Genomic DNA, 13,202 nt, shown 5'->3' on the forward strand with positions numbered 1-13,202 from the left:
ATGTCCGACTACAATCCCACTCTCGCCGACGGTGCCGAGGTCGAGCGCGCCCTGCGCCAGGCCGCCTCCGAGCGTATCCTCATCCTCGACGGCGCGATGGGGACGCAGATCCAGGATTTGAAGCTGACCGAGGCCGATTTCCGCGGCGAGCGCTTCAAGGGCTGGAATCACGACCTCAAGGGCAATAACGACCTGATCGCGCTGACCATGCCGGAGGCGCTGCGCGACATCCATCTCGCTTATTACCGGGCCGGCGCCGACATCGTCGAGACCAACACCTTCTCGGGAACCTCGATCGCCCAGGCCGATTACGGCATGGAGGCGATCGTCTACGAGCTCAACGTCGAATGCGCCCGGATCGCGCGCGAGGCGGCCGAGATCGCCCGCAAGGAGGACGGTCGCCGCCGCTTCGTTGCGGGGGCGATCGGCCCGACCAACCGCACGCTCTCGATCTCGCCCGACGTCAACAATCCCGGCTTCCGCGCCGTCAGCTTCGACCAGGTGCGCGATTCTTACGCCGAGCAGGTGCGCGGCCTGATCGATGGCGGCTCTGAACTGCTGCTGATCGAGACGATCTTCGACACGCTCAACGCCAAGGCCGCGATCGTCGCGATCCAGGAGGTCTTCCGCGAGAAGGCGATGAAGCTGCCGGTGATGATCTCCGGCACGATCACCGACCTTTCCGGCCGGACGCTCTCCGGCCAGACGGTCGAGGCCTTCTGGAACGCGGTGCGCCATGCCGATCCGCTGACGATCGGCCTCAACTGCGCGCTCGGCGCCCGTGAGATGCGCGCCCATATCAAGGACATGTCGCGCGTCGCCGGCACGCTGGTCTGCGCCTATCCGAATGCGGGCCTGCCCAATGAGTTCGGCCTCTATGACGAGCGGCCGGAAGCGACCGCCAAGATGCTGGCTGAGTTCGCCGATGCCGGCTTCGTCAACATGGTCGGCGGCTGCTGCGGCACCACGCCGGACCATATCCGCGCCATCGCGGAGGCCGTCGCCGGCAAGGCGCCGCGCAGCGTGCCGGAGCCGAAGCCTTATCTCAGGCTCGCCGGGCTCGAGCCGTTCACGCTCGACGAGACCATTCCGTTCGTCAATATCGGCGAGCGCACCAACGTCACCGGCTCGGCGAAGTTCCGCAAGCTGGTCACCGCCGGGGACTTCGCCGCCGCGCTCGATGTCGCGCGCGACCAGGTCGCCAACGGCGCGCAGGTGATCGACATCAACATGGACGAGGGCCTGCTCGATTCCGAGAAGGCGATGACCGAGTTCTGCAATCTGATCGCCTCGGAGCCGGACATCTCCCGCGTGCCGATCATGGTCGATTCCTCGAAGTTCCATGTGATCGAGGCCGGCCTCAAGACGATCCAGGGCAAGCCGATCGTCAACTCGATCTCGATGAAGGAGGGCGAGGAAGCCTTCCTCGAGCATGCCCGCATCTGCCGGCAATATGGCGCGGCCGTCGTGGTCATGGCCTTCGACGAGACCGGCCAGGCCGACACTTATCAGCGCAAGATCGAGATCTGCACGCGCGCCTACAAGCTCTTGACCGAGCAGGCCGGCTTCCCGCCCGAGGACATCATCTTCGATCCGAACATCTTCGCGGTGGCGACCGGCATCGAGGAACACGACAACTACGGCAACGACTTCATCAACGCGACCCGCACCATCCGCGAGACGCTGCCCCACGCCCATATCTCAGGCGGCGTATCGAACCTGTCCTTCTCGTTCCGCGGCAATGAGAAGGTTCGCGAAGCGATGCATTCGGTCTTTCTGTACCATTGCATCAAGGTCGGGATGGACATGGGCATCGTGAATGCCGGCCAGCTCGGCAGCTACGATGACCTCGATCCGGAATTGCGCGAGCTCTGCGAGGACGTCGTCCTCAACCGCCGCAAGGATTCGACCGAGCGCCTGCTTGACGCTGCGCCGCGCTTCAAGGGCGACGGCTCGCAGGCGGTCTCGGGCAAGGATCTTGCCTGGCGCGAGACCGATGTGCACGAGCGCCTCAAGCACGCGCTGGTCAACGGCATCACCGAGTTCATCGACCGCGATACGGAAGAGGCCAGGGTGCAGGCCGAGAAGCCGCTCCATGTGATCGAGGGGCCGCTGATGGCTGGCATGAACGTCGTCGGCGACCTGTTCGGCGCCGGCAAGATGTTCCTGCCGCAGGTGGTAAAGTCGGCCCGCGTGATGAAGCAGGCCGTGGCCTACCTCATGCCCTACATGGAGGAGGAGAAGCGCCTCAATGGCGGCGGCGAGCGCTCGGCGGCCGGCAAGGTGCTGATGGCGACGGTGAAGGGCGATGTCCACGACATCGGCAAGAACATCGTCGGCGTCGTGCTCCAGTGCAACAATTACGAGGTGATCGACCTCGGCGTGATGGTGCCGACGCAGAAGATCCTCGACACGGCGCGCAAGGAGAAGGTCGACATCATCGGCCTCTCCGGGCTGATCACGCCTTCGCTCGACGAGATGGTCACCGTCGCCTCCGAGATGGAGCGCGAGGGCTTCGACATCCCGCTCTTGATCGGTGGCGCGACGACCAGCCGCGTCCACACCGCGGTGAAGATCCACCCGGCCTATGAACGTGGCCAGACGATCTATGTCACCGACGCCTCGCGCGCCGTCGGCGTCGTCTCCAGCCTGCTCTCGCAGGAGCAGAAGCCCGCTTATGTCGAGGGCATCCAGGCCGAGTACGAGAAGGTCGCCGCCGCCCATCGCCGCTCGGAGGCCGACAAGCAGCGCCTGCCGCTGGCGAAGGCCCGCGCCAACGCCTTCAAACCGGACTGGGCCGGCTACCAGCCGCCGAAGCCGACCTTCCTCGGCACGCGCGTGTTCCGGACCTATGACATCGCCGATCTCGTGCCGCTGATCGACTGGACGCCGTTCTTCCAGACCTGGGAGCTGAAGGGCCGTTACCCGGCGATCCTCGAGGATGAGAAGCAGGGCGAGGCGGCGCGCGCGCTTTGGGACGATGCGCAGTCGATGCTGAAGCGCATCGTCGAGGAGCGCTGGTTCAACCCGAAGGCGGTGATCGGCTTCTGGCCTGCGAACGCGGTCGGCGACGATATCCGCCTCTATACCGGCGAGAGCCGGCAGGAGACGCTCGCCACCTTCCACGGCCTGCGCCAGCAGCTCTCCAAGCGCGATGGCAAGCCGAACATGTGCATCTCCGACTTCGTCGCGCCCGAGGGCATCGAGCGGCCCGACTATATCGGCGCCTTCGTCGTCACTTCGGGTGCAGAAGAGGAGCGCATCTCGGAGAAGTTTGCCCGCGACAACGACGATTATCGCTCGATCATGGTCAAGGCACTGGCTGATCGCTTCGCCGAGGCCTTCGCCGAACGCATGCACCAGCTCGTGCGCACCGAGTTCTGGGCCTATGCGCCGGACGAAAGCTATTCGAACGAGGATCTGATCCGCGAGGAATACCAGGGCATCCGCCCGGCGCCGGGCTATCCGGCCCAGCCCGACCATACCGAGAAGGCGACGCTGTTCGAGCTGCTCCAGGCCGAGCGCCGCGTCGGCGTCAAGCTGACCGAGAGCTACGCGATGTGGCCGGGCTCCTCGGTCTCCGGCCTCTATCTCTCGCATCCCGACGCCTATTATTTCGGCGTCGCCAAGGTCGAGCGCGACCAGGCCGAGGATTATGCGGTGCGCAAGGGCATGGATATCCGCGAGGTCGAGCGCTGGCTCTCGCCGATCCTGAACTACGAGCCGAGCGCCTATGCGGAGGCGGCGGAGTAGGGCGCCTCGCTGCGAGCGCGGCGAGGTCACGCGGCCAGGAATTCCTCGGCCGCGAAGTCGACGAAGGCTCGCAATTTGGGCGAGGCGTAGCGGCTGGCAGGCCACATCAGGCTGAGCTTCGTCTGCACCTCGACATAGCTGTCGAGGATGCTGACGAGCGAGCCCCGCTGCAATTGCGCTGCGACCGACAGGTCGGGAACACAGGCGATACCGAGCCCGCTTTCGGCGAGGCCGATCTGCGCTTCGAGCGCGTTCGTCACGACGCTGATCGGCATGTCGATCTGCACGGGCTCGCCATTCCTGGACAAGGGCCATTGGTCGAGCTTTCCCGTGGAGGCATAGCGATAAACCAGGCGGGAATGCCGAGCGAGATCTTCCGGCGTTTCCGGCGTTCCCATCTGGCGGAAATAGTCCGGCGATCCGACAATCGGCCGGCGGAAATAGCCGAGCGTTCGGGTCATCAGCCTGGAATCGGCATGTTCTCCCGTGCGGATCACGACATCGAAACCCTCGCCGATCACATCGACTATCCGGTCGGTGGCATCCAGCTCCAGCTCAACCTCGGGGTAACGTCGTTTGAATGCGGCGAGTTTCGCCATCGGCATCATGCTCATCGACGGCAGACTGACACGCAACCTGCCTTGCGGTGCCACCTGGCTCTGCGACAGTTCGAGCTCGGCGGCCTCATATTCACAGAGAATGCGCCGGCAGCGTTCGAGGAAGATCGCGCCCTCCGGCGTCAGTGTGACGCTGCGAGTCGAACGGTGGAACAGCCTTGCGCCAAGCCGATCCTCCAGACGCGCCACGGCCTTGCTGACCGCCGATGCCGAGATGCCGAGCTTGCGGCCGGCTTCGGTGAAGCCACCGGCATCAGCCGCATGCACAAAGGCGAAGAGCGCTCCAAGGCTGTCCATGTCGCGATCCCTCATGCATGACGGAAATGTCCAAAGTATTGTGAATTGTGTCCTGTTTTTCGGTCATTGGGAACCGGCTACCTCAAGCGCCGACACATCTTTGAAAGCGCTCCGCCCATGACATCCGCGACAAACACGCTATCGACCGGTGCAACCGATGCGAGGCTGCCGTTAGGGGGCCTGCTGGCGCTCGCGATGGCGGCCTTCATCACGCTCCTGACCGAGATCCTGCCATCGGGACTGCTCCCGCAGATGGCGCAGAGCCTCGGAAAGTCCGAGGCGCTGATCGGCCAGCTCGTCACCGTCTATGCGATCGGCTCGCTCGTTTCCGCCATCCCGTTGACGATCGCCACGCAGAACTGGCGGCGGCGCACGCTGCTGCTGATCGCGATCGGCGGTTTCGCCGTCGTCAACACGGTGACAGCCATCTCCGACAGCTATGCCGTCACGCTGGTTGCTCGTTTCGTCGCCGGCATGAGCGCCGGCCTGCTCTGGGCGCTGGCGGCTGGCTATGCCGCGCGCATGGTGCCCGACTATCTGCAGGGTCGCGCGATCGCCATCGCCATGGTGGGAGCGCCGCTTGCCCTATCGCTCGGCATTCCCACGGGAACCTTCCTCGGCACGCTTCTGGGCTGGCGCTGGACCTTCGGCGTGATGAGCGGGCTGACGGTGCTCCTCGTCTTCTGGGTGCTGGCCAAGGTCCCCGATTTCCCCGGCCAGAAGCGGGGTCAGGAATTCGGGCTGAAGACGGTGTTCATGCTGCCGGGCCTGCGGCCGGTCCTGTTCGTGGTCTTCGCCTATGTGCTCGCCCACAACACCCTCTACACCTATATCGCGCCTTTCCTCGAGCCGGCCGGCATCAAGGACCGGACCGATGTCGTGCTGCTGGTCTTTGGCATTGCGTCGCTGCTCGGCATCTGGATCACAGGCGTCCTGATCGATCGCTGGCTGCGCGAACTGGTTCTTGCGAGCGTCGCATTGTTCGGCTTTTCCGCCCTGGCGCTCGGCATCGCCGGAACGGTGCCGGGGGTGATCTATGGCGCGGTCGCCATCTGGGGGCTGGCATTTGGCGGGGCCGGGACGCTGTTCCAGACCGCATCGGCCAAGGCGGCTGGCAATGCGGCCGATGTCGCACAGTCGATGCTGGTCACGACCTGGAATCTCGCCATTGCAGGTGGCGGCATCGTCGGCGGATTGCTGCTGAGCGGACTTGGCGTTGCGCCTTTTCCGTGGGTGTTGATCGCGCTTCTGATCGCTACATTCGTGGTCGCATGGGCCGCGAAGAGCCATGGCTTTCGAGCGGCTGCAGCCAGATTGTAAGGGGCAGGCGCGGGGAACCCTCTCCCGGACGGCAGGCCTTGTGGCCAGCGCCGTGAGAGCTCATCGCGCGGTCAAATTCAGGCCAACGTTTCCAGTCCGAACACCTCACCCCTACCCCTCTCCTTACAGGAGAGGGGTTCCCGCGCCCTTCCGGTGAGGTTCTTCACCCGCCGCAGCGCTGCGCCATCACGGCAAAACCCTTCTGCCCGCCGGCCAGCGGGAAGCTCTGCGTCTCGCCCTCGACGTGCAATGTCAGGCTTTGGCCTTTGCGAAGCACGGACTGGAGCGCGGGCGTCAGCGTCGTCGTTGCCTCGAAGTGGTTGCCCATCTCGTCGCTGACCAGCTTCATGCGCAGATCGGCCTGTCCACCGCTCGACGATAGTTTGGCTGTCGTGACGGCGTTGTCCTTCATGCCTTCCTTGAAGAAGGGCACCCGCACGGTCAGGCTCTTGCTGGCGAAGTCGCAGGAGAAGAACAGGCGCTGGTCGTCCGTCTGCGGCATCTCATAGGCGACGACGATGCCCTCGCCATCCTGCCGGACGCCCCAGCTCAGGCCATCCTTGGCCACAGCGGCGGCAGTCTGGAGCGCCAGAGCGGGCGCCAGCAGGAACATTGCCCTCGGGATCATCGTCGCTGTCCTCGTATCCATTGATCGCCGCGCTTTGCGCCGGACAGGCGGCAATTCGCGCATTGCACCGTCATTGCGGAAGGCTTCGTTTCGCGCGCAATGACGAAAAGAGTTGATCGGCCAAAAGCAAACAGGCCGCCCGAAGGCGGCCTGTCCGCAGTCTGGTGATATCGGATTGCTCAGGCCGGCACGGCGGCGGCGGCGCCGAAATCGCCGGCTTCACGGCTCTGCTTGCTGGTCTCCGACACCGGCACGACACGCGAGACCGAGCGGCGCTCTTCCTCGATGCGCTCGATCAGGAAGAAGGCGCGTTCGGCCGAGCCGAGCAGCGCCAGGATCGCGCCGCGCTCGACCCAGGGCAGCTCGGCGCCGAGGCGCAGGCAGCGCTCGCGGACGGCCGTCAGGGCGGCGATGCGCGGCTCGGCTTCGGCGGAGACGATTGGCGCATCCTGCCCGGCCGGAACGATGGCGCGCATCGCCTCGGCGACCTGGTCGACGATGCTGTCGACGACTTGGCGACCGGGTTCACCGAAGGGCTGGCGCTCGATGCGGCGGGCGATCTGGTAGAGGGTCTCGCCGAGGCTGGCGGTGAAATCCTCTTCCTCGATCAGGCTCGCGACCAGGTCGGCGCGGGCATAGGGCATCTCCGGCGTGAACATGCCCGAGGTGTAGGCGCGGATGTCGCGGTTGAGGACGTCGATCGCGGCGTAGTGCTCGTCGCTCTTCTCCGGCGCATCGGGCTTGGCCCGGGCGATGTCGAGGAAGAGCTGCGAGGCCTGGAGATAGCGCCCGGTCTCCTGCTGGATGTTCGCGACGGCATGGGCGTGGTCGGTCGCCTTGGCGAGGAAGCGCGGCGTCGAGTAATCCTCGATGTCGTCCACCGACGAAGCGCCGACGCGGGAGAGAACCCGCTCGAACACGCCGACGAAGGGGAAGAGCAGGACGGTGTTGAAGATGTTGAAGAAGGTCGAGTAGAGGCCGATCGCGACGGGGACGAGCGGGAAGGTCTCCTTGCCGTCCTTGATGACTGGCACGCCCGGATTGCCGCCGAACCACTGCATCGCCCAGGTCAGGATATCCATGGAGACGAAGAAGAGCGGGATGGTGATGGCGACGCCGATGATGTTGAAGGATATGTGGGCGTAAGCCGCGCGCTTGGCGTTCTTCGACAGGTTGAGCGAGGCCATCCAGGAGGTGATGGTGGTGCCGAGATCGGCGCCGAGCGAGAAGGCGACGGCGGTCTTCCAGTCGAGGATGCCGGCGGCGCCGAGGCCCATGACGATGCCGATCGTCGCCGAGGAGGAGTGGATCATCGCGGTGATGCCGGCGGCGATCAGCACACAGTAGATCAGGCTGAGATAGGTGTCGGCCTTGAGCGAGGAGATGACACCCATCACCTCCGGCATCGCCCGCAGCGGACGCAGGCCGCCGGTCATCAGGTTGAGGCCGTAGAAGATCAGCGCGAAGCCCATGCAGGCCAGCGCGATGTTCTTCACCTTGTCGGTCTTGGCGAAGATGTGCAGCAGCGCGAAGATGCCGGCGAGCAGCAGACCGAGCGGGCCGAGCGGCAGCGCGATCAGGCCGTTGCCGAGGGTGGTGCCGATATTGGCGCCCATGATCACGCTGATCGCGGGCCGCAGGCCGATCACACCGGCGTTGACGAGGCCGACCACCATCACCGTCATCGCTGTCGAGGACTGGATGATGCCGGTGATGAAGGTGCCGGCGAGGACGCCCTTGACCGGCGTGCCGGCGATCTTGGCGAGCAGCGCCCGCATCTTGTTGACGGCGAGATTCTGGATGCCGTTGCTCATGAATTCGAGGCCGAGCATGAAGATGCCCAGGCCACCGATCACAGGCACGATCACCTGCGTGAAAATATCGACTTGCATGCTCTCGACTCCGACAAGGGGTGCGCGGTCGCCTCTGCGGCCGGGTCGAGGCGTCACGGCGAGCGACAGCACGCGCGCCCGCAAACAGGCCCGCGTGCTCGTCCGTGCCGGTTTCCCCACCTGGCTAACGGACTCCTAGGCAGGTCGTGCGACAGCCCGGTGACTATGCGTCATGATGCTGGCGAGCCGCTGACCGGCCGCCGGCATCGATGTCTGCCGACGGCTGCTTTTGGGTATTTCAGGCGGCTTGCGCCTCCAGATCGAAGTGGAAGACCTTGGCGATCAGCCGCCAGCGCCCGTCGAGCCTGATGAAGCTCAGGAGATCGGTGAAGCGCTTCGGCCCGATCGCGCATTCGGCGCGGGCGAAGGCAGTCACCGGCCCGGCGAACTCGATCGAGAGGATGCGGTCGCTGCGGGGCTCATCGCGGCTGGCCGGGGAGGGGCGCTTGGCCACCATGGGCAGGTACGCGTCCATGGTCATATGGGTCAGGCTGCCCTCCGTGCCGCAGGCGTAGATCGCCTGCGGGTGGAAGAGCTGTCCGAGCTTTTCGGTGTCGCTGTGGTAGAGGCCGTCGAAATAGAGGCCCAGGGCTGCGACGATTTCGGAAAAGCGCGGATCGGTGCTCACTGGATCAGGCCTTCGGCCTTCATCGCGTCCTGCACCGTGACGCGGGCGGCGACGCGGGCCATCAAGGCCTGCACTTTCGGCCAGCGCTCGAGCGGGAAGCCGACATGGCCGCCCCAGTTCGCCACCGTGAAGAGATAGCCGTCGGCGACGCTGAAGCGCTCGCCCAACAGATAGGAGCGGCCATCGGCGAGCTTTGCCTCGACATCGTCGAAGCGGCGCGTGAGCTTGCCCTTGGCCACCTCCTTGTTCTCATCGCTATCGGCGACATTGAACAGGGGGCCGAAGCCCTTGTGCAGCTCGGACGCGACGAAGTTGAGCTCTTCCTGCAGGCGGGCGCGAGCGAGCGTTGCCGGCTTGGGAGCGAGTTCGGATTCCGGCTTGAGATCGGCGATATACTGGACGATCGCTGCACCTTCGGTCAGCACCGAGCCGTCGTCGAGCTGCAAGGCAGGCACGTAGCCGCGCGGGTTGACCGCGTAGAAATTGGCGCCGCTCTCGGTCTTCTTGGTCTTGGTGTCGACCTTTTCCAGCGTAAAGGGCAGCCCGGCTTCGCGCAGCGCGATATGGGGCGAGAGTGAGCAGGCGCCTGGGGAGTAGTAGAGTTTCATGGTGATCCGTCTCCATGTTGGCGGGCGGGTCAGGGGTAGGAGACGAGATAACTTTTGTATACCCGGTAACTTGTGGTTACTGAATTTTGCGGTACCCTGGCGGTAACCGGAGAATTCACCTCATGGCTTTGAAGATACGGAAGAATCGGGCAAAGACGCCGCCGCCGACCTGCGCGGTGGGCACCTGCATGCAGGTGCTCGGCAAGGCCTGGACGCCGAATGTGATCTGGTATCTGAGCGCCGGGCCGCGTCGCTTCGGTGAACTCCGCCACGACATGCCGCTGATCTCCGCCAAGATGCTGAGCGAGCGGTTGCGCGACCTGGAGACCAAGGGAGTCGTCGAACGGCGTGTCATGCCGAGTTCGCCGCCCTCGACCGAGTACGGGCTGACCGAACTCGGTCTCGAGCTGATGCCTGCGATCGAGGCGATCGTCGCGGTCGGCAGGCGCCTGAAGGAGCGTATGGGGCAGGCGGCGGAGGCTGCCTGAGAGTATTCTGCGTAATCCCGGACGCGAAACCGCCTCGCACTTTCGCTGGAATGGTTTCAGCCCTTCGCCGCTGCTTCCAGTCCGGCGATGTCGAGCTTGACCATCTTCAGCATCGCCTCGGCGACGCGCTTGGCCTTGGCGCGATCGGGGTCTCGGACCAGCTCGCCCAGGCGCTTGGGCGTGATCTGCCAGCACAGGCCCCAGCGATCCCTGAGCCAGCCGCATTGCTCGAACTTGCCGCCTTCGCCGAGCGCCTCCCAGAGCCGGTCGATCTCGGCCTGCGTCTCGCACTCTACGACGATCGAGAAGGTGTGGTTGAAGGCGTCGGAGCGCCCGGCCTCGAAGGCCTGGTAGCGTTGGCCGCCGATGGTGAAGGAGGCGATCTTGACGCTGCCGGCCGGTCCGCTCGGCGATTCCGCCGGCAGGGCACTGGTCCATTCCAGCGCGGAATTTGGGATCAGCGAGGTGTAGAGGCTGATCGCCGCCTCCATGTCTTTGTCGAACCAGAGATTCTGGGTGACCTTCATCGCCATGCTCCTCGCTGCTCGCTCAGGCCGCGGATCGGCCTGTCGTCTCAAGGACGAAGCAGAGGCGAAGGTTCCGACAGGGGTGGGGCGATTTTTTGGAGGAGCTGCGATACGTAAGGTTGAAGGCGTCTCGACCCGCTTGCCTCATCTCGCGGGCCCCATGTGTGGAGCGGCCCCGCTTCACAGCGAGGCCGCTTTGTCTCACCAGCGATCGTAGCGGGGGCGACCATAGCCGTCGCCATATCCGCGCCGGTAACCGTAACCGCCCCCGTAGCCGCCGCCATAACCACGTCCGTAGCCGCCGCCGTAACCACCACCGTAGCCGCGTCCATATCCGCCACCGCCACCACGACCGTAACGCTGGCGATCGAGGTTGTTCTGGATGATCTGCATCCGGCGCAGCTTGGCGTCGCTGGCGGTGAATTCTGTCGGCAGCTTGTCGAGTTGCTGGGCGATAGCGGGCGCGAGCGCGCCGTGCTCGGGTGCCGCGGGCGCGGCACTGACCGCCGTGACGGAGCCCACGAACAGGGCTGCCGCGATCAGTAGATGTCGCATGAGGTGTCTCCTGGTTCTTGCTGAGGCGATCATCGCTGTTGCAACTGCAACGCCACCTGAACGGAATTGTTCGCTTATGTTCAGCGAACGCGGGTGCTGGACGGCCGGGTCCGAGCGAATGGCTGTCAGCGAGCGCCCGCCGGCGAGAGGGTTGCCTCAGGAAGGTTACCGGAAGGTTGCAGGCCAGCCACGGGTTTGGGTCAGCGTGCCGTGCGGCTCAGCATGGCCTGTGGTGATGGCTGGTGTCGATGCCCGTAGTGGGCCGAAAACAGACGTTCTCTCTCAACATCTCAGTCGCGCGGTGGAACGGTGCCGTATTGCGGCAGGCCGTCTGCGATCTCGTAGTAGTCTCCCTTGTCGGCGACGTAGATATGCAAATTTGCAGTGGTCTCTGTCGGTCTGTCGAAAGCACCCATTGCCACGGCAATCCAATCTCGATCCGACCGATCCCAGAATAGAGACGATCCGCATGTCGAGCAGAAGCCGCGTCGGACGTTCTCCGACGATTGAAACCACGTCAGCGTCTCCTCGCCGCCGATCGTCAAGGCAGTCCTAGGAACGTCAGTGGACGCGAAGTGGTGGCCCGACTGCTTGCGGCACATACGACAATGGCAGAAGTTAGGATTTGGCAGACTGTCGGCCACTGTTAAGGTGATCGCACCGCAAAGGCATGAGCCGCTGTGCATCCTCGATTTACTCCCGCAGGCGTCTAGCCGGGAAGCATGGCATTGGGGTCGCGACGTGGGCAAGAGCGCCCGCTATGGGCGGAAGCCGACATCAAACCCGTCGCAAAAATCGGTCGCGCACCCCGCGCTCAGCAACAGGCCTTTGTGACCGAAATGCCTTCGGTTTTTCCAATCAGGACGGTTTGGTGGGAACCAAGGGGCTCACGAGATTCTCACAATGAGTTTCGATTTGCGCGCAACCTCGAGGGGGTGAAATGTCCCCATACTGCAGCGCAACATCCCGGATGGCATTCTCGTTACTTGGTGCCGATGGCGCTTTCGAATGTTTCCCCCTGCCTGATGCGCTCAAGGTGAGCATAGGTAGACAGGTACCCCACCCGTTTGGCCCATAAAGTGACTTCGTTTTTTGCGAACGCGTAGTTGGCAGTCAATAATTCCGAGTCGGAAGCAAAAAAAGATCGAGCAGACCGGAGTTCTCTGACAGGCTTGCTATCCACAATTACTCCCGCTTGAATGTCATATTCCGGCCTAAAATCAACCTGCATGGCAAGCCCTTCATCAAACCAGGTCGGAAGTTCGATGAATTTAGCCCAAAATCCGATGCGATCCGCGGTTTCGGCATGCATCAATTCATGAGAGATGACGTCTACGTTTTGGCCTTTAGGGCCGATCAGAACGCAAGTTCTTGAACCAATGAATTGCGTACTGCCATACTCGTTAAGCCGAAACGGCCCAAATCGAGTCGAATCATCAAAGAACAGGACAATCGGTTTCGATCGAGGTTCTCCAAAAACATCTCGAATCCTGCCCTTTGCGTCCAACAAAAGGTGCTGAATCACGCGGGCTTGATCTGGCTCTAGGGTGCTTGATGCGACCAAGGTTCCGTCATTCAAGTGTATCGAAGGTATGGCGTCCGATACAGCGCACACCGCAACAGCGGGGTTTGCCGCAGCGTATCCCACCGCGCCAAACCCGGAAACGGCTACCAGAGCTGCCAGAATCCGTGAAATCCTAAAGCGCAGGACCATCTCCCAATGTGTGAAATCAGAGCCGATCTCATCTGCTGAGGTAGACCATGCCGCGAAAATCCTGATCAAGGCGACAGAAAATAACCGGACTTTTGCGGCGCCATCGAATGGGTTTTCGCGACGATGGCAATGTCTGCGCCGGGGCTGAAGCAGGCGCTCCAACCCATCGAGTCCC

12 protein-coding genes are annotated in these 13,202 nt (G+C 63.7%); 3 read left to right on the forward strand and 9 right to left on the reverse strand.

What is annotated here, in order from left to right:
- Positions 1-3,753 (forward strand): methionine synthase, encoded by a 3,753-nt coding sequence (gene metH / locus ASE66_RS17105; RefSeq protein WP_057190887.1) that lies wholly within the window; start codon positions 1-3, stop codon positions 3,751-3,753.
- 26 nt (positions 3,754-3,779) lie between these two features.
- On the opposite strand, the gene ASE66_RS17110 is transcribed toward metH, so the two are convergent.
- Positions 3,780-4,667: a LysR family transcriptional regulator gene (locus tag ASE66_RS17110; protein WP_057190888.1), complete on the reverse strand. Its 888-nt coding sequence runs from the start codon at positions 4,665-4,667 to the stop codon at positions 3,780-3,782.
- 117 nt (positions 4,668-4,784) lie between these two features.
- On the opposite strand from ASE66_RS17110, the gene ASE66_RS17115 reads away from it, so the two are divergent.
- Positions 4,785-5,987 (forward strand): MFS transporter, encoded by a 1,203-nt coding sequence (locus ASE66_RS17115; protein WP_057190889.1) that lies wholly within the window; start codon positions 4,785-4,787, stop codon positions 5,985-5,987.
- A 163-nt stretch (positions 5,988-6,150) separates the two neighbouring features.
- Here the strand turns inward: ASE66_RS17115 and ASE66_RS17120 are convergent, their stop codons facing one another.
- The 4 genes from ASE66_RS17120 to gstA form a co-directional block, all read right to left on the reverse strand.
- The gene (locus ASE66_RS17120) at positions 6,151-6,615 is read right to left on the reverse strand and encodes a hypothetical protein (RefSeq protein ID WP_156412200.1); all 465 of its coding nucleotides are present in this window, start codon (positions 6,613-6,615) and stop codon (positions 6,151-6,153) included.
- A gap of 179 nt (positions 6,616-6,794) precedes the next feature.
- A complete protein-coding gene (locus tag ASE66_RS17125) occupies positions 6,795-8,507 on the reverse strand; it encodes a Na/Pi cotransporter family protein (RefSeq protein ID WP_057190891.1) in 1,713 nt (570 codons plus the stop codon).
- A 238-nt stretch (positions 8,508-8,745) separates the two neighbouring features.
- The gene (locus tag ASE66_RS17130) at positions 8,746-9,135 is read right to left on the reverse strand and encodes a nuclear transport factor 2 family protein (RefSeq protein WP_057190892.1); all 390 of its coding nucleotides are present in this window, start codon (positions 9,133-9,135) and stop codon (positions 8,746-8,748) included.
- Positions 9,132-9,743: a glutathione transferase GstA gene (gstA, locus tag ASE66_RS17135; RefSeq protein WP_057190893.1), complete on the reverse strand. Its 612-nt coding sequence runs from the start codon at positions 9,741-9,743 to the stop codon at positions 9,132-9,134. Before gstA ends, ASE66_RS17130 begins: the two co-directional genes overlap by 4 nt.
- Before the next feature lie 122 nt (positions 9,744-9,865).
- On the opposite strand from gstA, the gene ASE66_RS17140 reads away from it, so the two are divergent.
- Positions 9,866-10,231, forward strand: a complete 366-nt coding sequence (locus ASE66_RS17140) for a winged helix-turn-helix transcriptional regulator (protein ID WP_057190894.1) — start codon at positions 9,866-9,868, stop codon at positions 10,229-10,231.
- A gap of 56 nt (positions 10,232-10,287) precedes the next feature.
- Here the strand turns inward: ASE66_RS17140 and ASE66_RS17145 are convergent, their stop codons facing one another.
- The 4 genes from ASE66_RS17145 to ASE66_RS32125 all read right to left on the reverse strand — a co-directional run bounded on the left by ASE66_RS17145 (position 10,288) and on the right by ASE66_RS32125 (position 13,189).
- Positions 10,288-10,758, reverse strand: coding sequence for a VOC family protein (locus tag ASE66_RS17145; protein WP_057190895.1), 471 nt, complete (start codon positions 10,756-10,758; stop codon positions 10,288-10,290).
- Positions 10,759-10,959: 201 nt separating this feature from the next.
- On the reverse strand, positions 10,960-11,346 hold the full coding sequence (grrA, locus tag ASE66_RS17150; RefSeq protein WP_082613518.1) for a GrrA/OscA1 family cyclophane-containing rSAM-modified RiPP: 387 nt from the start codon (positions 11,344-11,346) through the stop codon (positions 10,960-10,962).
- Between the two features lie 257 nt (positions 11,347-11,603).
- Positions 11,604-11,999 (reverse strand): GFA family protein, encoded by a 396-nt coding sequence (locus ASE66_RS17155; RefSeq protein WP_057190897.1) that lies wholly within the window; start codon positions 11,997-11,999, stop codon positions 11,604-11,606.
- Between the two features lie 296 nt (positions 12,000-12,295).
- Positions 12,296-13,189 (reverse strand): hypothetical protein, encoded by an 894-nt coding sequence (locus ASE66_RS32125; RefSeq protein ID WP_156412201.1) that lies wholly within the window; start codon positions 13,187-13,189, stop codon positions 12,296-12,298.
- Positions 13,190-13,202 lie beyond the last annotated feature (13 nt).

The organism is Allobosea sp. Root483D1 (assembly GCF_001429505.1).
In the GTDB taxonomy this organism is placed as follows: domain Bacteria; phylum Pseudomonadota; class Alphaproteobacteria; order Rhizobiales; family Beijerinckiaceae; genus Allobosea.